The organism is Asaia siamensis, assembly GCF_014635085.1.
Lineage (GTDB): Bacteria > Pseudomonadota > Alphaproteobacteria > Acetobacterales > Acetobacteraceae > Asaia > Asaia siamensis.
The window spans coordinates 390,501-414,024 of the sequence record NZ_BMCH01000001.1 but is presented as its reverse complement, the minus strand read 5'-3'; the positions used below and the strand labels follow the sequence as shown (position 1 = coordinate 414,024).

27 protein-coding genes are annotated in these 23,524 nt (G+C 61.1%); 19 read left to right on the top strand and 8 right to left on the bottom strand.

The annotated features are described in order from the left end of the window. Positions 1-3: 3 nt before the first annotated feature. From bcp to aat, 5 genes are all read right to left on the bottom strand, one after another. Positions 4-465, bottom strand: a complete 462-nt coding sequence (gene bcp / locus IEV53_RS01705) for a thioredoxin-dependent thiol peroxidase (protein WP_188424979.1) — start codon at positions 463-465, stop codon at positions 4-6. A gap of 21 nt (positions 466-486) precedes the next feature. Then, positions 487-855, bottom strand: coding sequence for a hypothetical protein (locus IEV53_RS01700; RefSeq protein ID WP_188424977.1), 369 nt, complete (start codon positions 853-855; stop codon positions 487-489). Between the two features lie 168 nt (positions 856-1,023). Beyond that, on the bottom strand, positions 1,024-1,620 hold the full coding sequence (locus tag IEV53_RS01695; protein WP_188424974.1) for a hypothetical protein: 597 nt from the start codon (positions 1,618-1,620) through the stop codon (positions 1,024-1,026). 2 nt (positions 1,621-1,622) lie between these two features. Next, a complete protein-coding gene (locus IEV53_RS01690; protein WP_188424972.1) occupies positions 1,623-2,255 on the bottom strand; it encodes a DUF4412 domain-containing protein in 633 nt (210 codons plus the stop codon). Positions 2,256-2,275: 20 nt separating this feature from the next. After that, positions 2,276-2,941 (bottom strand): leucyl/phenylalanyl-tRNA--protein transferase, encoded by a 666-nt coding sequence (aat, locus tag IEV53_RS01685; protein WP_188424970.1) that lies wholly within the window; start codon positions 2,939-2,941, stop codon positions 2,276-2,278. A gap of 121 nt (positions 2,942-3,062) precedes the next feature. Here aat and IEV53_RS01680 point away from each other — a divergent pair, with 121 nt between their 5' ends. Continuing rightward, positions 3,063-3,227 (top strand): hypothetical protein, encoded by a 165-nt coding sequence (locus IEV53_RS01680; protein ID WP_188424968.1) that lies wholly within the window; start codon positions 3,063-3,065, stop codon positions 3,225-3,227. A gap of 161 nt (positions 3,228-3,388) precedes the next feature. On the opposite strand, the gene IEV53_RS01675 is transcribed toward IEV53_RS01680, so the two are convergent. After that, positions 3,389-4,225: an EcsC family protein gene (locus IEV53_RS01675; RefSeq protein ID WP_188424966.1), complete on the bottom strand. Its 837-nt coding sequence runs from the start codon at positions 4,223-4,225 to the stop codon at positions 3,389-3,391. 215 nt (positions 4,226-4,440) lie between these two features. Here IEV53_RS01675 and IEV53_RS01670 point away from each other — a divergent pair, with 215 nt between their 5' ends. From IEV53_RS01670 to IEV53_RS01655, 4 genes are all read left to right on the top strand, one after another. Beyond that, entirely contained in the window at positions 4,441-4,923 is a 483-nt protein-coding gene (locus tag IEV53_RS01670) for a hypothetical protein (protein WP_229719477.1), read from the top strand. A gap of 5 nt (positions 4,924-4,928) precedes the next feature. After that, positions 4,929-6,311, top strand: a complete 1,383-nt coding sequence (locus tag IEV53_RS01665; RefSeq protein ID WP_188424964.1) for an NAD-dependent succinate-semialdehyde dehydrogenase — start codon at positions 4,929-4,931, stop codon at positions 6,309-6,311. A gap of 162 nt (positions 6,312-6,473) precedes the next feature. Beyond that, the gene (locus IEV53_RS01660; RefSeq protein ID WP_188424962.1) at positions 6,474-7,085 is read left to right on the top strand and encodes a PadR family transcriptional regulator; all 612 of its coding nucleotides are present in this window, start codon (positions 6,474-6,476) and stop codon (positions 7,083-7,085) included. Further along, positions 7,082-7,879, top strand: a complete 798-nt coding sequence (locus tag IEV53_RS01655) for a siderophore-interacting protein (protein ID WP_188424960.1) — start codon at positions 7,082-7,084, stop codon at positions 7,877-7,879. Before IEV53_RS01660 ends, IEV53_RS01655 begins: the two co-directional genes overlap by 4 nt. Before the next feature lie 27 nt (positions 7,880-7,906). On the opposite strand, the gene IEV53_RS01650 is transcribed toward IEV53_RS01655, so the two are convergent. Beyond that, positions 7,907-8,545, bottom strand: a complete 639-nt coding sequence (locus IEV53_RS01650; RefSeq protein ID WP_188424959.1) for a pyridoxamine 5'-phosphate oxidase family protein — start codon at positions 8,543-8,545, stop codon at positions 7,907-7,909. A gap of 100 nt (positions 8,546-8,645) precedes the next feature. Between IEV53_RS01650 and pdxR the strand changes: the two genes are divergently transcribed. After that, positions 8,646-10,082: a MocR-like pyridoxine biosynthesis transcription factor PdxR gene (gene pdxR, locus IEV53_RS01645; protein WP_188424957.1), complete on the top strand. Its 1,437-nt coding sequence runs from the start codon at positions 8,646-8,648 to the stop codon at positions 10,080-10,082. Positions 10,083-10,110: 28 nt separating this feature from the next. Here pdxR and IEV53_RS01640 read toward each other — a convergent pair whose 3' ends face one another. Then, positions 10,111-10,527 carry an EVE domain-containing protein gene (locus IEV53_RS01640; RefSeq protein ID WP_188424955.1) on the bottom strand — a complete coding sequence of 139 codons (417 nt, stop codon included), beginning with the start codon at positions 10,525-10,527 and terminating at the stop codon, positions 10,111-10,113. A gap of 178 nt (positions 10,528-10,705) precedes the next feature. Between IEV53_RS01640 and IEV53_RS01635 the strand changes: the two genes are divergently transcribed. The 13 genes from IEV53_RS01635 to rsmA all read left to right on the top strand — a co-directional run bounded on the left by IEV53_RS01635 (position 10,706) and on the right by rsmA (position 23,462). Next, positions 10,706-11,494: a heme ABC transporter permease gene (locus IEV53_RS01635; RefSeq protein WP_229719476.1), complete on the top strand. Its 789-nt coding sequence runs from the start codon at positions 10,706-10,708 to the stop codon at positions 11,492-11,494. After that, the gene (locus IEV53_RS01630) at positions 11,491-11,658 is read left to right on the top strand and encodes a heme exporter protein CcmD (protein ID WP_188424953.1); all 168 of its coding nucleotides are present in this window, start codon (positions 11,491-11,493) and stop codon (positions 11,656-11,658) included. The genes IEV53_RS01635 and IEV53_RS01630 overlap by 4 nt, the downstream gene beginning before the upstream one ends. Before the next feature lie 68 nt (positions 11,659-11,726). After that, a complete protein-coding gene (gene ccmE / locus IEV53_RS01625; protein WP_188424951.1) occupies positions 11,727-12,242 on the top strand; it encodes a cytochrome c maturation protein CcmE in 516 nt (171 codons plus the stop codon). Beyond that, positions 12,239-14,245, top strand: a complete 2,007-nt coding sequence (locus IEV53_RS01620; protein WP_188424949.1) for a heme lyase CcmF/NrfE family subunit — start codon at positions 12,239-12,241, stop codon at positions 14,243-14,245. The genes ccmE and IEV53_RS01620 overlap by 4 nt, the downstream gene beginning before the upstream one ends. Then, positions 14,242-14,802 (top strand): redoxin family protein, encoded by a 561-nt coding sequence (locus IEV53_RS01615; RefSeq protein WP_229719475.1) that lies wholly within the window; start codon positions 14,242-14,244, stop codon positions 14,800-14,802. Before IEV53_RS01620 ends, IEV53_RS01615 begins: the two co-directional genes overlap by 4 nt. After that, positions 14,799-15,272, top strand: coding sequence for a cytochrome c-type biogenesis protein (locus IEV53_RS01610; RefSeq protein ID WP_188424948.1), 474 nt, complete (start codon positions 14,799-14,801; stop codon positions 15,270-15,272). Before IEV53_RS01615 ends, IEV53_RS01610 begins: the two co-directional genes overlap by 4 nt. Further along, complete coding sequence (gene ccmI, locus IEV53_RS01605) at positions 15,269-16,003, top strand: c-type cytochrome biogenesis protein CcmI (protein WP_188424946.1); 735 nt, start codon at positions 15,269-15,271, stop codon at positions 16,001-16,003. Before IEV53_RS01610 ends, ccmI begins: the two co-directional genes overlap by 4 nt. 123 nt (positions 16,004-16,126) lie before the next feature. Next, the gene (locus IEV53_RS01600; protein WP_229719474.1) at positions 16,127-16,480 is read left to right on the top strand and encodes a hypothetical protein; all 354 of its coding nucleotides are present in this window, start codon (positions 16,127-16,129) and stop codon (positions 16,478-16,480) included. Between the two features lie 64 nt (positions 16,481-16,544). Beyond that, positions 16,545-17,696 (top strand): LPS export ABC transporter permease LptF, encoded by a 1,152-nt coding sequence (gene lptF, locus IEV53_RS01595; protein WP_188424944.1) that lies wholly within the window; start codon positions 16,545-16,547, stop codon positions 17,694-17,696. After that, entirely contained in the window at positions 17,686-18,837 is a 1,152-nt protein-coding gene (gene lptG, locus IEV53_RS01590; protein ID WP_188424942.1) for an LPS export ABC transporter permease LptG, read from the top strand. The genes lptF and lptG overlap by 11 nt, the downstream gene beginning before the upstream one ends. Then, entirely contained in the window at positions 18,837-21,149 is a 2,313-nt protein-coding gene (locus IEV53_RS01585) for an LPS-assembly protein LptD (RefSeq protein ID WP_188424940.1), read from the top strand. Before lptG ends, IEV53_RS01585 begins: the two co-directional genes overlap by 1 nt. Positions 21,150-21,159: 10 nt before the next feature. After that, positions 21,160-22,647, top strand: coding sequence for a peptidylprolyl isomerase (locus tag IEV53_RS01580; RefSeq protein ID WP_371869807.1), 1,488 nt, complete (start codon positions 21,160-21,162; stop codon positions 22,645-22,647). Then, the gene (gene rsmA / locus IEV53_RS01575; RefSeq protein ID WP_188424938.1) at positions 22,644-23,462 is read left to right on the top strand and encodes a 16S rRNA (adenine(1518)-N(6)/adenine(1519)-N(6))-dimethyltransferase RsmA; all 819 of its coding nucleotides are present in this window, start codon (positions 22,644-22,646) and stop codon (positions 23,460-23,462) included. The genes IEV53_RS01580 and rsmA overlap by 4 nt, the downstream gene beginning before the upstream one ends. Positions 23,463-23,524 lie beyond the last annotated feature (62 nt).

Below are 23,524 nucleotides of genomic sequence, written 5' to 3'. Positions count from 1 at the left end.
AACCTACAATTCGGAGGCGGCTTCTGTCACGAGCGCAACATGCTCGGCAGGTTTCACCTTGCGCCATATGGCGCGGATGACGCCATCGGCATCGACCAGAAAGGAGCTGCGCTCCATGCCGAAATAGGTCTTGCCGTAATTGGTCTTCTCTACCCAGGTGCCGTAACGATCGGCCAGCTCATGCTCGGCATCGCTGGCGAGCGTGAAGTCGAGCCCGTATTTCTTGGCGAAACGCTCCAGCTTTTCGACCGGGTCGGGGCTGATGCCAATGACCTTCAGCCCCAGAGTTCCAAGTGTCTGCTTCTGGTCGCGCAGGTCGCAGGCCTGGGTCGTGCATCCCGGCGTGTCGGCCTTAGGATAGAAATAAACCAGATAGGGCTGCCCCTTGAGACCCTCGCTGTCAATGGTCTGACCACCGGCAGCGGGAAGGGAAAAAGCGGGCGCGCTATCGCCAATAGCTACCATGATGAAATCGAGACCTCGTGCTCAATATGCGGGATATGCCGGGTAGGAGGGATAGACCGCAACTGGCGGCGGGTAAACTACCCGCGGCGGGGGCTGATAAACGACTGGCGGGGGCGGTGCATAAACGACCGGCGGCGGGGGCGGTGCCACATAGGGACGCGCAATTGCGCCAATCACGGCACCACCGACAAGACCGCCGACCAGCCCACCGACAAAGGCATTGCCACCGCCACCGCGACGCCAGCCACGATCACCACGCCAACCGGGGCCACCACCGTGCCAGCCGGGGCCACCGCCCCAGCCATAGGGGTGAGCCTGAGCCAGGGGAGCGCCTCCCAGAAGACCTGCAAGAGGCAGAGCCGCAAGGCCAATTTTCAGGATATGACGCATTTGGAAACCTCCTCGACAGATCGGGCCAAACAGAGCGGCCGATCCGACATGAACGTTATACCCTCCATATGGTGTCGAATTTTGGACCGAACAGGACGAAAAACGGGCAGAAATGTAACATAATCGCGCAAAATGGCCCGTTTGCCGTCCCAAGGCGTCTGAAACGGCCTACTGGGCCAGTTTCATCGCATCGATTTCGTGAAAGCCTTCCGGCTCCCTGAAGATTTCGGGCCCCTGAGGCGTCTCTGCATAAGCGACAGCACGAATGAGCGGCGTGCCATCATGCGTCGCCAAAAGCAGCACGCCGTTCTCTGCGTAACAGAAATCGGCAGTCCGACCGTCAGTATCGGTCGTGGTCCAGTGGGTGCAGGCCTGGTTCGCCACGCGATCCGCCACTCCTCTGATCCATTGGCCCGAAGCCCGCTGTCCGGGTGGCGCAAATTGCGAATCCGGTGCGCCCGAAACCGTGTAGGTTTTCTCGCGCGTATCGACCACAGACAGGCGATGAGCGCGATAATCGGTCAGCATGATGAGCCCTGTCGACGTCATGTCGAGACGCTGCTGCCAATGGGCCGCGTTCCAGCGCATGCGCTGTGGATAGACGTGTCCGTCCGGCCCGGTGGCCTCATAGGTGACATCCACATCGACCTGAGGCGTCACATAAGGCGTGGTCGCGGCTGGCGGAGCGGCCTCATCGGCGAGAGCCGATGAGGCCGCAGAAGAAAGCGCGGCAAGGGCAAGGCCGCAAAGGACGGAAGCCTTCATGATCACGGCTTGGCAGAGCTCTGCGGGCCGGCACCGTGCGGGATCGGCATCTGGGCGGTGATCTGCTGATAATCGGAGGGGGGAACGAACAATGTCTCGGCGATCGGTCCATACGTGACCTTCTGCGCTTCAAGCTTGCCATGCAGCCCGTCCGCATCGACGCCTTCCTCGCTCAGAATAACCCCGTCTTCCGTGACGCAGGCCACCGCGTTGCCGTGGGTGGAAGTGATGGTCCATTTGTTACAGGCAAGCCCTGCCACCGTGCCTGTGCCATCGGGCGCATATTGCATCGACATATCGAGCATGAACGGGTTGCGCAGGCCGTGCTTGGGCGCAAAGCTCGTATAGACGCGCTGCTTGTGCATGATCAGCGTGACGCGCTGGGCAGGCCGGTCAAGAATGGTCGAACCCGCGTGGTCCGGTGCGTCGATGCGCAGCTTGTCGCCCTCGGCCTTGAACTGGACGATGGCCTCTACAGGCTTGGGCATTTTTTCCGGCTGCACCGAATAAACGACCGTGACGTCGCGAGAGGGCGAAAGTCGCGGATGCTGCTGCGCCAGAGCCGTGCCAGCCCCACCCGTGACAAGGGCGGCCAGCGAAAGCGCCGCAGCGCCCTTTACTTGGAACATCGACATTTTATTCCCTCCAATACGCCCTAGCGAGCGTCGATACCGTCACGAAGACGGATGATCTCCTGCCGGAGTCTGCCCAGCGTGACATCTTCATCCCACGATGCCTCAATCGCGACCGCGTGGTCCAGCATCAACCGATAGGCTGCATCAGGAACGGCAAGACAACCGAATGTTTCCAGATGCGCCGTTGGAAACTGCGTATCGAGCAGCGCGAATCCCGAACAGCGCAGTGAGGCAACCAGATGGACCAGCGCCACTTTCGAGGCATCCGTGCAGCGCGAAAACATGCTCTCCCCGAAAAAGGCTGCACCCAGCTTCACGCCATAAAGGCCGCCGACCAGCCGACCGTCAGACCATGTCTCGATCGAATGGGCGTAACCGAGGCGATGCAGAAGATCGTACTGCGCCTGCAGACGCAGGCTGATCCAAGTGCCGCCTCGCCCCGGTGTCTCGGCACAGCAGCGGATCACCTCATCGAAACAGCGATTGCTCGTAACGTCGAAACGCCCCTGAAGCACGGTACGGGCCAGCCTGCGTGAGAGATGAAAGCGCGAGTCGAGAGGGAGAACGCCGCGCTCGTACGGGCGATGCCAGCTGATCTCATCGGAATCGCGTGATTCGGACATAGGGAAAATCCCCTGCCGATAAGCGCCCAGAAGATACTGCGGGGCGATCGGATCAGGCGGCATGGCGGGCATTCTCCCGAAGCGCAGCCCGACGGAACCCCGGGCGCCGATACGGTTTATCATGGGCACCGACCGGCTCATCATGGTAGGGCAACCCCCTCAGACCGCGAGATGGACTTTCTGTATGCCCCTCACTTTCGTTTATCTGATCGGTATAGCCCTTAGTGGTGTTCTCGCCTTTTTCGCCCCGCATTATCAGGGGCTGGCTTTTGTCATGACAGCGCTCTTTTCCATCCAACTTGTTCCAGCCGGATTGATCGAGGCCTTTCGCGCATCGCACCCGAAATAGGTATGCCGCCGGGGGCTGGGTTTTTCCCCCTGCCACCATGCGACAAAGCGGGCCCGACCCACATCGGACCCTCATATGGCGGGACAAACCCGCACAGGCGTTTCCGGATCCATGGCGTTCAGACCGGGAGATCCCACGCGGAAACCCCATAATGCGCGGCATCACGAGGTGGCGTCGGACGGCCCTGTATGGCGCATGTGCTGGGCGGTATCGCGCACGATGGGCCCGTGCTGGCGCTCAAGACGCCTGATCGTGAACTGCGCCCGCGCTACAGCGCGATAATGGGACAGGAAGGCCGCGTTCAGCGACGCACCGCAGAGCGCGCCCGCCACAGGCACCATCTGCAGGGCGAATTTACGCGACAGGCCGATTCCATAATGTGAGGCGACTTCGGCAATCAGCAGCACAATGGGCTTGCCGCGCATCAAGGCCCGCGCCGAGAAGAACCCGAGTTCACTCTCGTCACCCGCCTGACCAGCCAGAAAACCCTTCAGAGCGAAGACCTCAAGACAGGCGCGACGCGTATCCTCATCGCTCAGATCCTCACCCTCTTCGCGTGCGACACGGGCAATTTCGCGCATGATCGTCAGGGTCGTAAACCCGATATCAGGCATGAGCCCGACGACACCGCCAAAACCACCGAGCGCGCCCGATACGGCGACAGCGGCCTGAGCCGCGGGATCACGCCATTTCGGCGCCTTGACCGGTGATTCCTGGGCCATACCCAGAATGGCGATGTCGAAAGCCCGCGTGATCGATGCCTCGGCCAGACCCTGCAGCTTGGCCTGGATATTGGGCGCCATGCCAAGGCCCTGCATACCCAGACGAGTCGCCTGACCGACGGCGCCGCCCATCAGGTCGGCCAGACGCACGAGCACACCGCGCCCGTGCTCGACCTTGGCCAGCGCAGACTGAAGCTGCGCCAGAGACTCGCTGTCGAGAGAAAGCGGGGCGATTTCGCCGATTCCCGGGATTGTCGATCCGGTCGCTGAAGCCATGAATTCTGTTCTCCCTGAACTGAGCGCGCCTGCACGGCGAGGCCTGGCACGGGCGTGTGGACATAAGGTCCGTTGCACCCGACGCAACGCCTGACACACCCGGCAGTCACCAAAGTTTGTCGCGAGGCTGCTTTTTTTTCATCCTACAACGTCAGGAGAAAACGAAACAGCGGCTCCCCTGTTAGGTGGATGGATATCGCAAACAGGACACCCCGATGCTCAGGACATTCCCCCTTTACCAGTTCGGCCTCTGCATGACCGCGCTGGCCGCCTCATTGCCTCTGGGTCTCGGAAGCGCTGCTGCCGATCCCGCGTCACAACTCCATGCCATGGAACGCCCGCTCACCCCGGTCGAAAAAGTCGCCCTGCCCGATGGTGGCGCGCCGCCGCCGCCCCATGGCTATGAGGTGACAGATGATTTTGACAATTCGTTGCGTGGCTATTCCTATACCGTCCGATCCCATCAGGCGCTCGGCCTGCCGGGGTCGGAAGCGCATCAATCCACCCAGTTGCCGAATGATGCACCGTCGCATTTCTCGTTTCTGGGCTGGCCGGTGAAATTCAATGCGCCGGTACGCCCACCCTATGAAAACTCGGCGTATCACAATTATGCCGGTTCACCGGGCAACGGGCAGACGGATGTGGTCGCGCAATCTGACGCCGCCGGCACGGCTTTATGGACCAACAACCAGAGGTAGAGATCATGACCAGCCCGCACCCGAATGACGGTGTTACAACAGTCAATCCGGCCAGTGGTGAAACCCTGGCGCATTATCCGTTTCTGACGGATGGCGCCCTGCAGGACATGCTGCGACGCGTCGAGCGGGGTTTCGAGGGCTGGCGGGCCAAATCGCTCGGCGCACGCCTCGATCTTCTGCATCGCTTCGCCACCCGCCTGCGTGAACGCAAGGAAGAGCTGGCGCGTCTGGCCACGCTCGAGATGGGCAAATCGATCACCTCTGCGCGGGCAGAGATAGAGAAATGCGCTGCAGTGATCGACTGGTATGGCAAGCACGCTCCTGCCCTGCTGCGTGACAAGCCTATGCCTGTGCCCATGGGTGAGGCCCATCTCAGCTATGCGCCGACCGGCATCGTTCTTGCCGTGATGCCCTGGAACTTCCCCTACTGGCAGATCATCAGGGCGGCCGTGCCCATTCTGGTCGGGGGTAATGGCTTCATCGTCAAACCGGCGGAAAACACGCTGGGCTGTGGCCTGCTGCTCAACGAGATCGCAGCCGATTGCGACCTCGATGACGTCTTCATGAGCGCCAATCTCTCTCGCGAACAGACTGCCCATGTCATTGCGGATTCGCGCATCAGCGGTGTGACGGTGACAGGCAGCGTGCGTGTCGGGCGCATTCTGGCCGGTATCGCCGGACAATATGGCAAGAAATCCCTGCTGGAGCTTGGCGGGTCGGACCCGTTCATCGTGCTTGCCGACGCCGATCTCGACAAGGCCGTCGATGCCGCCGTGGCTGCCCGCTTCGCCAATTGCGGTCAGGTCTGCATCGCTGCCAAGCGCATCATTCTCGAGGCACCGATTGCCGAAACCTTCAGCGAGAAGTTTCTCGCGAAAGTGCGTGCCCTCTCTCTCACCAACCCGTTGGATGATGACGCCTTCATCGGCCCCATGGCGCGCACTGACCTTCGCGACGGGCTACATGAGCAGGTGCGTCGCAGCGTCGCTGAAGGGGCCCGGCTTGTGGTGGGTGGCGAACCGGGCGATCGCCCCGGCGCCTGGTACGAGCCGACCGTGCTCGCCGGTGTCACACCTCAGATGACGGCTTTCAGGGAAGAGCTTTTCGGCCCGGTCGCCTGTCTGATCGAAGCACACGATACCGATCACGCCATCGCTCTGGCCAATGACAGCACCTATGGGCTGGGCGCCAGTCTCTGGACCCAGAACGCGGCGCTCGGTCAGGCGCTGTCGCAGCGCATCGAAGCGGGTGGGGTCTTCATCAACCGGATTACCGCGTCTGACCCGGCCCTGCCTATCGGTGGCATCAAGGCCAGCGGCTATGGTCGCGAACTGACCGAACTCGGTCTCTACGAGTTCATGAACATCAAGACCGTCTGGGCCTGCTGAACGCCTCGCCCAGCCTCAGCCTGCCTTCTGAAATGCCTCAGAGGGCAGGTCCCTTTCACCGACTGACGCCCGCCGGAACCTCTCTCAAACAGCAACGCGCGCAAAAACATCTTGCGTTATATCTTAAGATAAGACACTCTTAAGATATAACAGGAGATACAAATGCCCTTTCGCCATCATCTACGCCATGTCTTCAGCCGTCACGACGGCTTCGGCGGCGGGTCAGGCCATCGTTTCGGCGGGCGGTTCGGCCGCCATCGCGGCGGCGATATTCCGAGCGGTCGCAAGCTCAGCGCCGAGGAGTTGCAGCTCGTGATTCTCGCCTTGCTGCAAGAGAGCCCTGCCCATGGCTATGAAGTCATCCGCAGGCTCGAGGAGCGGTCGAACGGCTTCTACAAGCCGAGCCCCGGCATGGTTTACCCGGCCCTGACCTATCTCGAGGAAATCGGCCTCGCCGCTGTCACGCAGGAAGGCACACGCAAGCTCTATACGATTACCGAACCCGGCGGGGCGCATCTGGCCAAAAACAAGGCAGAAGCCGATCGTATTCTCGATATCCTCGAGCGTATCGGCGCCCGCATGAGCGAGGTGCGCGAGGCTTTTGCCGGGTTGCACGATCTGGACCCTGAAGCCGCCGACGGTCTCCACAAGGCCCGGCATCTTCTCAAGACCACGCTTTACGCACGACGCGGGTGCAGCCCGATCGAGGCGCGTCGCATCGCGGCTATCCTGACCCGTGCCGCTGCCGAGATTGCCGAAGGAGAGAGCGCATGACTCAGGACGGCCTGGCTCCCACAAAGATCCGTCATGCGCTGCGGCTTAGACGCATCACGGTCGCGCAGATTATTCCGCTTTCCGATACGATGCGCCGTATCGTCTTCACCGGCGAAGATCTGCATGACTTCGTGACCGCTGGCGTGGACGATCACGTCAAGCTGTTCTTCCCGCAACCAGGCAGTGACACGCCGGTTCTGCCCGATCTTGGCGCCGACCGCAGCGCACCGCGTGACCCGCGCCTGATCGCGCGTGACTACACGCCGAGACGTTTCGATGAAGAGACGCGGGAACTCGTCATCGACTTCGTGCTGCATGATGAAGGCCCCGCCACGCAATGGGCTGCCCAGGCAAAGCCGGGCCATGTTCTGGGGATGGGGGGCCCCAAAGCCTCGCATATCGCGCCTGAGGCGCTGACGACGCATCTGCTGATCGGCGATGATACCGCCCTGCCCGCCATCGCCCGCACCCTCGAGACCCTTGCGCCCAACCATCGGGCCATCGTCCTTCTGGACACGCGCGAGACCGAAAAGACCTATCCGCTGATCAGCCATGCCTGGATCGAGGTGCATCGTTGCGAAAAGGGTGGCGATGAGACGCTGCCAGACCTGCTGCGCCACGTGGTTCTGCCCTCGGTCGAAAAGCTCAATGTCTGGATTGCGGCCGAAATCGAGGTCGTGCGCACGCTGCGCGATCATCTGGTCAATGAGGAAGCCGTACCCCGTACGCAGATACGCGCCGCCGGTTACTGGCGGCGGGGGGATGCTGCCGGAGGCGGCCGTCTCGACACATGACGACGCGCCCTCGCCGGGTTGCGAAATTCAGGCGATGAATTTCGCCTGCGCCTTTCGCAGGGACTCAGGGGGTAATGTCCCCTCTGGCGTATGAGCATCCTGAATGCCCGTACCGAGGGCGGTCACAACCGGCACGACCCCCCCCCAGAGTGTCGAGGGCAGATCTGCCGGATCTTCTACCGGCGGGCCGGTGCGTATCTTGGCACTTGCCGCCTCGATATCGAGCGCGATCACTCCTGTCGCTTTGAGTTCCTGCACGGTCATGCCCCGCAACTCGCTGCTGCGACCGGGCAGAAGATGGTCGGTAATCGCATCGAGAGCCCGTGCGTGCTCCTCGCCCCTCACCTTCCTCGCTTGCCCATGCACCACGGCGCAACGATAATTGACCGAGTGATGAAAGGACGAGCGTGCCACCACGATGCCGGTGAGCTGCGTTACTGTTACACAGAGCTTGAGCCCATCCAGCCCCATCAGCCGCGTCTTGGAAGCGCCATGCAGATAGAGCGTGCCGCCGCAACGCGCATAGGCCATCGGCATGACCATCGGCCTGCCATCGGCCACGAAACCCACATGCCCGACGAGCCCCGTATCGAGAATGGCGTGGATGGTCGCCTCGTCATAATGCGCGCGCTTGCCCTGACGGGCCTTCGCATAATCGGGAACCATTCTTGCCTCCTAGATCTGTCCTGAGCAATCGTCGCTTGACCGAAACGGATCTAGCGCGCCAACTGGACTGATTCGAGATCCGGTTTATCGATATTTCTTCATGCCAGTTTTTCTCCCCGCCTTTTTCCTGCCCGATCCGACACGCAGCGAGCCGTTACCTGTTCAGCTTTTTGCCGCTCTCGGGGCAGCCATACGCGCCGGACGTATTGCCGACGGGGCCGTATTGCCCTCGACACGTCATGCCGCGCAGATGCTCGGTCTCTCGCGCAGCTCCATCACCACGGCCTATGACCTGCTACGCGCAGAAGGCATTATCGAGATGCGGCCAGGCAGTCGGCCTAGGGCATGCCTGCCGACCACCCCCGCGACCGACAGGGTCGAAAGCATCACGCCAAGGGTCTCGACACGCGGGCAACGTCTGGCACATGACCCGCGCAAGGCGACCTATGTAACAGAGACGGGGCGACTGGCGCCCGGCCTGCCTGACGAGCATGAGTTCCCTGCCAGTCTCTGGGCCCAGATCCTACGCCGCCAGGCACGACCCGCACGGGGAGAGGAAGCGGGATATGGCGGCTATCATGGCACGCAGGCCCTTCGGGAAACCCTCTGCACGCGACTGGCCAGCGATCGAGGCCTTGCCATCAGGCCAGAACAGATACTGATCACGCCCGGTACGCAGGCCTCTCTCAGCCTTGTTACCCAGATCATGACAGATCCGGGGGATGTCATCGCCATGGAAGACCCCGGCTATGTCGGCGCGAAAGCGAGCTTTCTGGCAGCAGGCGCGACGCTTTGCCCTGTGCCGGTCGATAGCGACGGAATGCAGGTTGAGGCCCTGCCACCCGAAGCGCGCCTCATCTACATCACCCCCTCAAATCAGTATCCGCTGGGTGGGCGGATGGGGCTTGCGCGTCGCCTCGACCTGCTTGAGCGCGCGCGCAGTCAGGGCGCGCTGATCATAGAAGACGATTACGACAGCGAGTTTCTCTGGCATGGGCGCGAAATCGCGGCCCTTGCCGCGCATGGCAGCTTTACGGAATGCATCTATCTCGGTTCGGCCTCGAAGGCGCTTCTGCCGGGCCTTCGACTCGGCTGGATAGTCGTACCCGAAGCCCTGATCGACCCGATGCGGGCCGCGCATCGCACGATGGGCTGCGCCGCTAATCTTCACGCCCAGCTTGCTTTGTCGGAACTGATGGAATCGGGTCATTACCGCAGACATCTGCGCCATATCGCACGACTTTATCAAAGTCGTGGTGAAGCCCTCTATGAGGCGCTGCAAAATTGCGAGGGCGTTGTGGTCACCCGGCCACGCGGCGGCGTGCAACTGGGTCTCCGCTTTGTGGAAAAAGGCTTCGAACTGGTCAGTCAGACAGCCCTTGCGCAAGCGGGCTACCGTGTTGCCCGGCTTTCGGCCCTCTGCCACGCCGCAACACAGGAGGGACTTGTGATCGGTTTTGCGACACTGCGCCCGGATGACCCACAGCGTATTGCCTCGCTGCTCGGACAATGTCTCTCTGCCCCGGCAAAAGCCTGACCCACAGAGAGATCAGGGGCCCGAAAGGCTATTTTCCCTGCCACTGCCCAAGCTGGCAGAGATAGATCCATTCGCTTTCACGCACTGGCGCGACGGAAAGGCGGGACTGACGCAGAAGCGCCATTTCCGAGAGGGTTGGATCGGATTTGATCATCGCAAGCGATACCGGATTGGCAAAAGCGCCGCGTGCCTTCACATCAACGCAGACCCATTTCTCTCCCTCCGCTGTCGGGTCGGGATAGGCCTCACGCACCACTTCGACGACACCCACGATCTCCTTGTCCGAGACCGAGTGGTAGAAGAAAGCCAGATCGCCGCAGCGCATGGCCGAGAGATTGTTGCGCGCCTGATAGTTCCGCACCCCGGTCCAGGGTTCGACCCCGTTTTGGACCTGCTGCTGCCATGAAAATGTTTCTGGCTCGGATTTGATCAACCAGTACTGCATCAACGCCCCCTCTTCCATCGGCTCGGTCTGTGGAAAATGCCTGAATTAATTGCCCCTGCCCCGCTCCCCCTGCAGATTTTTTTGCATTATCAAAACGAATTCCGATCAAAAAAACTTCATCGGATAGGGGCGTTCTCGGGCTATACCATGCCCGAACGCCGCAGGAGAGAGGCCAAGAGTGACGAAAGCGACGCATCAGCCCCTGTCAGGGCGACCCGCGCAGGGGGCCTTCCTGCATCGCTTCGCCAATCCTGGTCGCTTCCTGCGCCTGTCTCGCTGGCTCTTCCCTGCACTATGCGCCTTTTCAGGCGTATTCCTTGCCATCGGTCTGGTCTGGGCTCTGCTCTTCTCGCCCGCAGACTGGCAGCAGGGCGATGCGGTGCGCATCATGTATCTGCATGTGCCCATGGCAATTCTGGCTTCAGCGGGCTACGCCACTCTGGCCGTCTGCGGCGTGCTGTCTCTGGTCTGGAAACATCCTCTGGCCGATCTCGCTGCTGTTGAAATCGGTCCCGTCGGCGCTGTGGTCACGGCGCTCTGCCTGCTGACAGGCGCCTTCTGGGGCAAGCCGATGTGGGGCGCCTGGTGGGTCTGGGACGCCAGACTGACCTCGGTACTCGTGCTCTTTTTTCTCTACCTCGGCCATATCGCGCTCATTCAGGCCTTCGATGACCCACAGCGCGGCTACCGCGCGGCCGCCGTGCTGGCGATTGCCGGTGTTATCGATCTGCCGATCATCAAGTTCAGCGTGACCTGGTGGAACACGCTCCATCAGCCAGACAGCATCACCCTCACCCATGCGCCCACCATGCCGTCATCGATGCTGCTGCCGCTCTCGCTCTGCATGATCGGTTTTGCCACCGGATTTGCAGCGCTCGTAACAGGACGTCTGAAAGCCGCCATCATAGAGACACGTGCGCAACAGATGCTGACCAGACGCGCCCGCCCTCTGAGCGAGTCGGCATGATTCATATCGCCTATACCCACTGGCCCTATATCGCCGCCTCTTACGGCTGTGCGCTGCTCGCCACTCTCTGGCTTGGCATAGGACTGGCCCTGCGCCTGCATCGCGCCACAACGCGACTGGCCCTGCTCGAGCGCCCTGACGCACGCAGAAAGCCGACAGTATGACAGTTCCTTCCTCAACCGGGACGTCACGGCATTCACCTGAGCCGCAAGGCAGCCGCCATAAAAGACGTATGACACGCAAGAGCCGCCGCCTGTGGCTGGTTCTGGCTTGTCTGGGGTGTTTCGCCGTGGCTACCGGACTAGTGCTGAACGCGTTTTCATCCAGCATCGTGTTTTTCATGGCGCCATCGCAGGTCCTGAAAGCACCACCTGCCTCTGACCGGGTGATCCGCCTCGGGGGAATGGTTGTTGCAGGATCGCTCAGGCGCAGCCTTGAGGGGCAGACACCAATCAACCAGTTCGAGGTGACGGACGGACAGGCCGCTATCGACGTGCGCTATGAAGGCATTCTGCCCGATCTGTTTCGCGAGGGACAAAGCGTTGTGGCTCTGGGCACCTATCGAGGCGGCTCCGCCTTTATCGCGTCAGAAGTTCTGGCCAAACATGACGAGACCTATATGCCCAAGGAAGTCGCCGCTGCCCTGCAGCGCAGCGGTAAGTGGGACCCGAGATTCGGCAAGCCGCCATCAAGCGAAAGCCTGAACAGCATGGCCCGTGGGGCAACAGGTGGCTCGAACGGTCGATGAGCAGTTTTTTCGGACCTGAACAGGGGCATTATGCCCTCGCTTTCGCCTGCGTTCTCGCGCTCACTCAATGCATCCTGCCGCTATGGGGCGCGTGGCGTGGGCAGCGCTTTCTGCTCGATCTCGCGCCACGTCTGGCCTTTGCGCAGCTTCTGGCGCTGGCCTATTCGTTCCTGAGCCTGATCGCCTGTGCGGTGCAGGATGATTTCTCGGTGCAGAATGTTGCCGCCAACTCTGCCCTGAGCAAACCGCTTCTGTATAAAATCACGGGGGTCTGGGGTAATCACGAAGGGTCGGTGCTGCTCTGGGCTCTTATTCTTGCCCTGTGCGGCGGGGCTGTCGCCCTGCTCGGACGGGGCCTGCCGCTGATCCTGAAAGCGCGCGTTCTGGCCATTCTTGGCGGTGTTTCGACAGGGTTTCAGCTTTTCTGCCTTCTGACTTCCAACCCCTTTGCCCGCATTTGGCCTGCCCCGGCCGATGGGCAAGGCATGAACCCCCTCCTTCAGGACCCCGGCCTCGCCTTTCATCCGCCTGTTCTCTACACGGGCTATGTCGGCTTTGCCGTACCCTTTGCCTTTGCCGTAGCCGCACTGATCGAGGGCCGGGTCGACGCAGCCTGGGGGCGTTGGGTGCGCCCATGGGCGGTGGCTGCCTGGTGCTTTCTGACCTGCGGCATCGCCATGGGGTCATGGTGGTCCTATTACGTGCTCGGCTGGGGCGGCTACTGGTTCTGGGACCCGGTCGAAAACGCCTCGCTCATTCCCTGGCTGACAGGCACGGCGCTGGTGCATTCGGCCATCGTGGTCGAAAAACGCGACGCGCTGCGTATCTGGACGGTGCTGCTCGCCATCGCCAGCTTCTCGTTTTCGCTTTCCGGCACTTTTCTCGTGCGCTCGGGCATTCTCAATTCGGTTCATGCCTTTGCGAATGATCCCGCACGGGGCGTCTTCATTCTCGGCCTTCTGGCGCTGGTTATCGGCGGGTCGCTTCTTCTTTTTGCCTGGCGGGCGCCGGGCCTCGCCCCCGGAGGCATTTTTGCGCCTGTCTCGCGAGAGGGCGGGCTGGTGCTCAATAACATCCTGCTCTGCGCACTCTGCGCCGTGGTCGTGACCGGCACCATGTATCCGCCTTTCATGCAGATCCTGACCGGGCGCACCCTCTCTGTCGGAAAGCCGTTTTTCGACGCGACCACCATTCCGCTGGCCCTGCCTCTGATGGTCGCGATGGCGCTTGGAACCATGCTCCCCTGGAAGCGCGGCAATCTCCGCCCGCTGCTGCGCCGCCTGCGTGTGGCGGCTCTGGTCGCGCTGATGGCGCTGATAGCCGGTTGTTTTCTGCTTGACGGTATCCTGCCGATCCTCTGCGCCGCCGCTGCCCTGTGGGTGATCATGGCGAGCCTGACCGATCTGGCTGCCCGTCTCGGCCTGCGCGACGGATTGAGCGTGGTGCGCCAACGCCTGCCCCGGCTGCCGCGGGCGGTCTGGGGAAGTGCAATTGCCCATATCGGAGTAGGGGTAACGGTACTGGGCATCACCGGCATGTCCCAGGCGCGTCACGCCGTGGTCGAGATCGGGATCGGCCAGACAATCCATCAGGGCGCACTCGACTGGCGGCTGGTTTCGGTCAGGCGTGAGACAGGGGCGAATTACAAGGCCCTTGTGGCCGACCTAACCGTATCGCGCCACGGTCGGGTGATTGCCACGCTCCATCCATCACGACGCGATTTCACGAGCCAGCATCAGGTGACGACCGATGTCGCTATTCGCACCAATCTTCTACGTGACCTTTACGCCGCGCTTGGCGAGAGCCGGGGCAGCGGTGCCGATGCCCGCTATGTGCTGCGCCTGCACAACAACCCCCTTGCCCCATGGATATGGCTGGGCGGCGTCATCATGGCCTTCGGCGGTGCCCTCTCCCTCGCCGACAGGCGCCATCGCTTCGGCGCACCCAGGAAAGCACGTGACAGAAGCGCCCACGCCCCCATCGTTCAGGAAAGCCGCTCATGACGATCTCGACGAGGCGACGCCTGCTCATGACCCTGCCGGTCGCGGGAGCCGGGCTGGCCGGTTTTGGCTGCTGGAGAATGCTCTCGGCCATGCAGGATGGCTCTTTCGACCCCCATGCCATTCGGCGGGACAAGGGCGACGCTCTCATTCCCGATTTTGCCCTTCCCGGCCTGTCGGGCCCGGATGACGGTTTCGATGCCGCCGCTCTCAGTCAGAATGCGAAACCGGTTCTGGTCAATTTCTTCGCCTCCTGGTGCATCCCCTGCGTCGCCGAAATGGCTGCGCTGAGGGAAATCGCCCGTCAGATTCCGCTCTGGGGCATCGCCTACAAGGACAAGCCGGAAGACGCCCGGCGTTTCATCACCCGTGACGGCTCGCCCTATGAGCGCGTGGCACTCGATCGAAGCGGCATGACCGCCATCGACTGGGGTGTCAGCGGCGTACCGGAAAGCTTTCTGATCGTACCTGGCGGTCGTATCGCCTGGCACGGCGCCTCGGCGCTCGATGAAACGCTTTTCCGTCGCGAAATCCTGCCGCTGGCAAACGCCACGCCATGAAGAAACTGGCCGTCCTTGCCTCTCTTGCCATTGGTCTGTGCGTCATGGCGCTGCCTGCCCGCGCCCTCGATGACCCGTCAGAGATGCTGCCCAACCCGACTCAGGAAAAGCGTGCCGAAGCAATCGGCGCGCAATTGCGCTGCCTCGTCTGCCAGAATGAGTCGATCGAAGACAGCTCGGCCTCTCTGGCACGCGATCTGCGTCATGTGGTGCGTCAGCATGTCGCTGCCGGAGAAAGCAACCAGCAGATCATGGCCTGGATGACGCAGCGCTATGGCGAATTCATCAGGCTGAAGCCTCGGCTTGCCGCCTCGACCCTGCTGCTATGGGCAATGCCGGTTCTTGCTCTTGCCCTCGGCGGCATTCTGGCCACCCTGATGCTGCGCCGCCCGCGCAAAACCGAGCCCCTCGATGACCAGGAAAAGAAGCGGCTTGCCGAACTCCTGCGCGAGCAGGAGATAACGCGATGAACTGGCTCGGCTTTCTCATCCCGACGCTCGTCATCCTGCTGCCCCTTCTGAGCTTGCTTCTGCCCAGACGACGGGACGTCGCATCACCCGTCAGCGCGAGAGCCTCCGCGCTGGCCCTCTATCGTCACCAACTGCGCGATCTCGACCGGGACCATGAAAACGGGTTGATGGATGCCGGTGAAGTTTCCCGCGCCGAACTGGAGATACAGCGACGCATTCTGGCTGCAGATCGTCTTCAGGAAACCACGTTCAGGATCCAGTCTCATCAGAGACTGCGTTTCGCCGTGCTTCTGGTGGCCCTGCCCTGTTTTGGCTTTGCGCTCTATCTTGCCAATGGTCACCCTTCCCTGCCTGCCCAGCCTCACAAGACGAGCGGGGTTAACGTCCCTCCCGCCATGCAGGCGCTATTCGAAAAGCTCGACAGACAGGTCGCCAGCATGACGCCGGACGATCTCGAGTATGTGCGTCAGTCTGTTCTGCTGGGTCAGGTCGATGAGGCGCTCAACCGCCCCGATGATGCACTGCGCGCCTATCGTCAGGCCCTGTCTGCGCGGTTCATTCCGGAACTGGCCGTGCAGATTGCCGAGCTTCAGACACAGCAGGACGGGCATATCTCGGCCGAAAGCCTCGCGCTATATCGAAAGGCACTCGATGCCGCGCCAGCCGACGCGCCCTGGCGCCTTGCCGTCGAAGCGCGCATCGCCGCAGGGGAGCACGATCAGAATCCCTGATCTTCGGCTCGGTGTGCAGGGGAGACCGTCAGGTTTCGGAAAATACGTCAGCGAAACATGATGGGCACGATGCTGCCATTTTGCTGTTGCAAAAACGTTCTCGATAACGGCAAGAGCGGTTCCATGGTGCGTCTCTCTCCCCTGCCCCGACAGCGATCCGTGCTGACCGGGAATTATCTGCCCGTACCGCGCCCTCCCGCGCAGGAGACGGTGGTGCTGTGCCCTGTCTGTCGCGGCAAGATGCAGCGCACCGATGAGGAATGCCCCAATTGCCATGCCGTGCGCCATTTTGGCCCGACACGGCGTGAGACCGTACTGAGCGCCCTTATCGGGGTGACGGGCGCCCCGGCCATATCGTTGCTGATCATCCGTCCATCATACTGGACCGCCATCGTTGCAGTGGTTGGATTGCTGGGGGGATTTTATGTTGCCCATAGCCGACATGCGAGTGATCGCTGGCTGCGTAATCCGCGCTGATCAGAAGATTTCGTAACAAGATGCAGCTTTCGACAAGTCTGGCGAAACGCTAAGGGCAATAGTTATGTCTGCTACGGCTTCACGCCCCCAACGTCGTTCCTTTCTGCTCTTGCGCGAACGCTACATCCTGCGTCAGCTTTTTCTTGGGCTGGTCGGGATTACCAGCGGCGCCATCGCTCTTATCTGGCTGATGCAATCACTGCGCTTTGTCTCGCTTGTGGTTGACCGCGGGCTGTCGCTTCGCGTGTTCATCCAGCTGACCTCGCTGATGATCCCGTCGTTTCTGGCGGTCATCCTGCCCATCACGACATTTCTGGTCGTGCTTTTCGGCTATCAGCGCATGTCTGGCGATCGCGAACTGACCGTCATGCAGGCCGCTGGCCTGTCTCCGTTTCAGCTGGCGCGCCCGGCCATGGCCTGCGCCCTCATCACCACGATTCTGGGCTATATTCTCAATCTATGGCTTGTGCCGGTCTCGTATCACGCGTTCAGACGCTACGAATTCGAGATCCGCAATCGTATGGCGGCCTTTCTGCTTCAGGACGGCGTCTTCGCGCAGCTTTCGAAAGACATGACCGTTTATGTGCGCAAACGCGACCGCGATGGCCAGATGCACGGTGTTTTCGTCGAAGACGACCGCATGCCCGAAGCCAGAGCGACGATCATCGCCGAGCGCGGCACCATGGTGGTGGTTGATAACCAGCCGCGCGTCGTCCTTTTCAACGGATCGCGACAGGAAATCGATCACCACACCGGGCGGCTCAATGTCCTGACTTTCCAACGCAATTCGATCGACCTTTCAAGCAGCAAACAGGCCGAGACCGAAGTGCGTGATGCCTCGGAAATGTCGCTGCCAGAGCTGTTCCATCCTGATCCGCGCCTTGTCTCCCAGCGTGACTGGGGCAAGTTTGCCGTAGAGGGCTGGCGCCGCCTGACAGCCCCGCTCACCACGCTCTCTTTCAGCATGATTGCGCTTGTGGCCATTCTGAGTGGTGCCTTCTCGCGTCATGGCAATATCAAGCGCCCTCTCGCCGCGATTCTGTCGGTCGTCGGGCTTATGGCCCTGTCGCTGATGCTGCAAAATCTGGCAGGTCGTAATCTGGGGCTTGTGCCCTTGCTCTGGATTATTGCCGTCGTGCCAGCAATCGGATGCGGCTACTGGCTCTTCTCACCCAAAGGCCTGACCGCAGCACGAAAGAAGAAACATGGCGCGTAGTCCTTTGGCCCTTCTCCGGGGGAGTTCAGCCGGCGTTTCGGTCACGCTCTCGCTTTATATTTCGCGCATTTTCACGCTCTTCGCCCTGGCCATGATTGCTGCGCTGACAGGGCTCGTTTCGCTTTTCGACTTCATCGATCTGCTGCGCCGTGTTGCGACCAAGCCTGACGTGCCGACGAGCCTCGTCACCGAGATCGCCGGATTGCACGTGCCGTTTTTCATGATCATGATCATGCCTTTCGGCATCCTTCTGGGCGGCATCGTCTGTTTCTGGCGTCTCACACGATCTTCCGAACTGATCGTTGCGCGCGCCGCAGGCATTTCGGCGTGGCAGTTTCTCGCTGCGCCGCTCGCCTGCGCCATCATGCTGGGCATGTTCGGCACCATGGCCCTGTCGCCGCTTTCCTCCATGATGTTCCGCAAGGCCGAACTACTGGATGAAGCCTATCTCAAAACCGGTGGCGGACCGCTCTCGCTCAATGGCGGCGCGCTATGGCTGCGCCAGCTCGATGACGAGCAAGGCGGCCAGGGCGTCGCCATTCTGCATGCACGCCATGTTTTCATGCATGACCGGAAACTGAGTATCAATGATATCAGCATCTTCCGCCTTGATGCGCGTGATCAGCTTGTTGTGCGTATCGAAGCCCCGCGCGGTGAGCTCGTCGCTGGCGCCTGGAAACTCGAAGACGCCGCGACGGTACGTCCCAATCATCTTCCGACGCGCATAGGCGACTATCTTCTGCCGACCAATCTCTCTCTGACCCGCGTGGAACAGAGTTTTGCTTCGCCCGATACGCTGTCTGTGTGGACGCTACCCGGTTTCATACACTTGCTGGAAAGGTCGGGTTTTTCGTCCATACGGCATCGACTGCACTTCCAGACTCTGTTAGCTCTTCCGATCCTGTGCGGTACAATGGCACTCGTTTCGGCTGGGTTCTCCATGCGTCCCTCGCGTCGTGGCGGTGTGGCGCGCATGCTTGGCTCGGGAATCGCTGCGGGTTTTGCGCTGTTCACCATCTCGAAGGTGGCGGCGCAATTTGGTGAATCCGGTGCCCTGCCGCCCGTCATGGCGGCCTGGGCGCCCACTGGCGCAGGTCTTTGCTTGGCGGTAGCCTTGCTTCTGCATCTGGAGGATGGTTGATGTCGAAACGGCGCGTTGCGCATCACAGGCGCAAGTCCTGGCTGGCTGCGTCCATGCTGGCTGGCACCGCGACTTTCGGCGCCATTCCGGAAGCCGATGCAACGATGCAGCGCCAGACCGGCCCGAAAGTTGCCGTAGGCAAACCCTCTTCGCAATCAGACCCGGTCACTTATCTGGCCGATCATGAGAGCTATGACCGCGCTGGCGTTGCCACCTGGACAGGTAATGTTCAGGTATGGCAGGGCGATCATGCCCTTCGCGCCGACAAGATCGTCTATGACCGCAACACGGGTGTCATGACCGCAACAGGCCATGTTGCGATGGTCGAGCCCGATGGCAGCACGAGCTATGCCAGTTATGTCGAGCTGAGCAATGGCATGCATGACGGGATTGCCCGGGCAATTTTCCTGCGCATGGAAGATAATGCCAAGATGGCAGCCAACGGGATGCGCCGCACGAACGGCAAGATCAACGATATGGCAAAGGCCGTCTATACGGCCTGCGAAACATGCGCCAAAGACCCGTCGCGCGCGCCATTCTGGCAGCTGCGTGCCTATAACGCGACGCAGGACACAGAGCACAAGCGCATCAATTTCAGCCATGCCTATCTCGACATGTTCGGACTACCGATCATGTATCTGCCCATTTTCTCGATGACCGATCCGAGTGTGAAACGTCAGAGCGGTTTTCTCATGCCGGGCATCAATCCGCATGACCGCTATCTCGGTACGTATTTCACCATCCCCTATTTCTGGGCGATCGATAACCAGCAGGATCTGACGGTTCAGGGGCTGGTCTCCACCCGTACAGGCCCGCAGATCAGTGGGCAGTACCGAAACCAGCTCAATTTCGGCAAGATCAACTTTACCGGCGGGGTGGCGTACAGCACGCGCAAGGAAGGCAGTTACGTCAACACCTTCGGCAATACGGTGGACGGAACAAACGATAGCGGTATCCAGGGCTACGCGCGCGGTAATGCCGTGTTCGATATCAACGACCACTGGCGTGCCGGTGCCAATATCAATCTTGCCTCGTCCGCCAATTACATGCGCGATTACCGTATCACAGGGTACGGTAACGAAACCCTGCAATCGACTGCCTATATCGATGGTTTCGGGGTAGGCTCCTATGCGCGTCTGGACGGGCAGTTCTACCAGGGCCTGAACCAGGGCGTCATTCGCAACTCGAATCTGCCATTCGTTCTGCCGCGCTTCAACTACGCCTTTCAGGGGCAGACCGATCCCTTGGGTGGCACATTCTCGCTGAATACAAACGACTTCAACGTTTATCGCCCGGAAGGTACCCGCGATCAGCGCGGACAGATCCAGATGAACTGGAACCGCCCGTTCCATAACGTTCTCGGGCAGATCTGGCTTCTGACAGCTCGTCTCGATGCTACGGTATATAGTGCAAACCATCTCACCGAGCAGCCGCTCTATTACACTGCCACAGGCCGGCACACGACTGGCTGGGTTCTGCCCACTGTCGCGCTGAAAATGAACTGGCCGTTCATGCGCCGCTTTGCCCATGGGCATGGCTCGCAGATTCTGGAGCCGATCGTGCAGGCGATTGCCGCTCCGAATATGGGCAACAGCGCGGCACGCATGATCCCGAACGAAGACAGTCTGCAATACGAGTTTACCGACAGCACGCTGTTTGCGCTCAACCGCTACACCGGCACCGACCGTCTCGATGGCGGGTTACGCGGCAATGTAGGCGTGCATGGCAACTGGACATGGCGCGGTCATGTGGTCGATTTTCTGGTGGGCGAGAGCATCCAGCAGCACATCACCCATAATCGCATCGCCTATTCAGGGCTGGACCATCATCTCTCGTCGCCTGTCGCCCGCGTCCGTGTGAGCCCCAACCAGTATCTCGACCTGACAGCCCGTGGCCGTTACGATCCCTGGCGGAAGAGCTTCGATTACGGTGAAGGTCTCGTCAGCGTCGGTGTGCCGATCTTCCACGTGAATGCCGGGTATATCTATGAGCCGGTCACACCTTATTACTTCTACGCGACGAATTACCGCCTGAACGGCCCGACACAGGTCTATTATACCAAGACCAATGAAGTGACAGCGGGTGTTTCGACCTCGTACAAGCAGTATCATGCGTCGGTTTATGGGCGCCGGTCGCTCTCGCGCAAAGAGTTCGTCAGTCTCGGCGGTGATATCGGTTATTCGAATGACTGCTTCGGCTTGGACATCCTTGCGATCAAGCAATATACCTCGATTGGTGGTCAGCAGCGCAACACGACCGTGCTGTTCAATCTCACCTTCAAGACAATCGGTACCTTCGGAATCAATGGCTGACGGACGCGCAATGAGCTTTTCTGCCCCCTTCCTTCGGGCTGCCCTGCCTGCCGGCCGCTCCCTGTCGATGCGCAAGACGCTTCTCGGCTTTTCGGCCCTGCTCGCCCTTCCGGTGCTCGGTGCCCAGGCGGCCCCGGCCCATCACGCCCATGCGCAGCACGCCCATCCCGGGCATGGCTCGGTGGTCGAGCCGGTCACACCGCCTGAAGATGCCATCTTGGGCACGATCAACGGTCAGGTTCTGACCGAGCGCGATGTCGATAACCGCGGCAAGCTCTTCGCCCTGTCGACCGGGCTGAATATCAGCCCCGACCTGATGCAGCGCCTGCGCCCGCAGATCATCCGCCAGCTGGTCGATGAACGCATCAAGACGCAGGAAATCCTCAAGCGTCATATCAATGTCGAGCCGCAGCAGATTGCCCAGGCGATCAACAACATCGAATCACGCAATGGCATGCCCAAGAATGCATTGCGCGACCGTCTAGCGCAGGATGGTGTGTCGCTCACCACCCTGATCGACCAGATCCGCGTGCAGATAGGCTGGATGCAGGTGCTTCGCGAAGAGATTTCAGGGCGCGGCCGCATCACGGCCCGCGAAATCGCGCAGCGTGAGGAGGCGCTTCGCGCAGAGGAAGGTCGCCCCCAGTACAACGTGAGCGAGATCTTCATTCCTGTGGCCGATCCGCGCCATTCAGAAACCGAGCTCGAATTCACCAAGACGATCATCACGCAGCTGCGCAACGGCGCGCCCTTCCCGATTGTCGCGGCGCAGTTCTCTCAGGCACAGACCGCGCTTGACGGCGGTACGATGGGCTGGGTGCAGGAAGACAGCCTTGACCCGCCCGTGGTCGAGATTGTGCGCCAGATGCCGATCGGCGCCATTTCCAACCCGGTCAAGGTGGCGGGTGGCTATGTCATCGTTACCGTCAACGGCAAGCGGACGATTGGCCATCAGAACGTCACCATGGTCACCGTGCGTCAGGCTTTCTTCCCCTTCTCGTCACCCCTGAATCCTCAGGACCCGACGGATCAGCAGAAAATGGCTCTGCAGAAGGCTTCCGCCGCCGCGCAATCGGTCCATGGATGCGATGCGATGGAAGCCCTCAACCATTCCCTCGGGGAAAAGCATCCCTCCGACCCGGGTGGCCAGCTGGTGCTTGAGCGTCTCAACCCCCAGATGCGACAGGTTCTGTCCGATCTCCCTGTCGGTCAGTCCAGCCGTCCGCTGGTCTCGACGGACGGCATCGCGCTGCTGACGGTCTGTTCGAAGGGGCAGAAGAACATTGCCCAGCAGAGCCCGAGCGAAATCGCCGACAGCCTGATGAATGAACGCGTCGAGCAGGCCTCGCGTCAGCTCGAGCGTGATCTGGAGCGCCGTTCGGTCATCGAAATGCGCAAGGATGACAAGACCGCCTCTGCCAAACCGGCTGACGACACGCAGAACGACGAGCCCCCCGCCAAGAAGCCGCACGGCAAGCCTGCGCCGGGTCAGGGATGAACCTTCCCAGCCTGCGCGATGCCATCCGTATTCATGGTCTCGACGCCAAGAAATCCTTCGGCCAGCACTTTCTTCTCGATCCGGGTATCGTCGCCCGCATTGCGGCTCTCGCTGGTGACATGGCCGGGCGGCATGTGGTCGAAATCGGCCCGGGGCCGGGTGGGCTGACACGCGCCCTGCTCGACACGAAGGCCGGTGCTGTTCATGCCGTCGAGATCGATCAGCGCGCATGGCCTCTACTTGATGAGCTTGTGGCCCATGCCGATGGCAGACTGATTCTGGTCAAGGCAGATGCGACCGCCCTCGACACGGCGACACTCTGCCCGGCGCCTCGCAAGATCATCGCCAATCTGCCTTACAATGTCGGCACCCCCCTTCTGATTGGCTGGCTCCGTCAGGCAGCGCTCTGGGAGCGCATGACGCTGATGTTCCAGCTCGAAGTCGCCGAGCGCATCTGCGCCGCCCCCGATACGTCGGCCTATGGCCGGCTTGGCGTGATCGCCCAGTGGTGTGCAACCTGCAATATCGTCATGAAGGTGCCTCCCGGCGCCTTCTCACCCCCGCCAAAAGTCGATTCGGCTGTCGTCGATATCGTACCCAAGGCAGAGCAACCCTCAGCCGCGTTGTTCAAGGCAATGGAGCATGTCACGAATCTGGCTTTTGGTCAGAGACGCAAGATGCTGCGTGCCTCGCTCAGGCCGATCGGGGGTGAAGCCCTGCTTGAAAAGGCTGGGATTATTGCGACACGCCGCGCGGAAACACTTTCGATTGATGAGTTTGCCACACTGGCAAAACTTGTCTGCACAGAAAGCTGAGAGGGCGAGGCGCTTGCACTCGCCCCTGCGAGCGCCCATACAAGACACCTAGACGGGTGCAC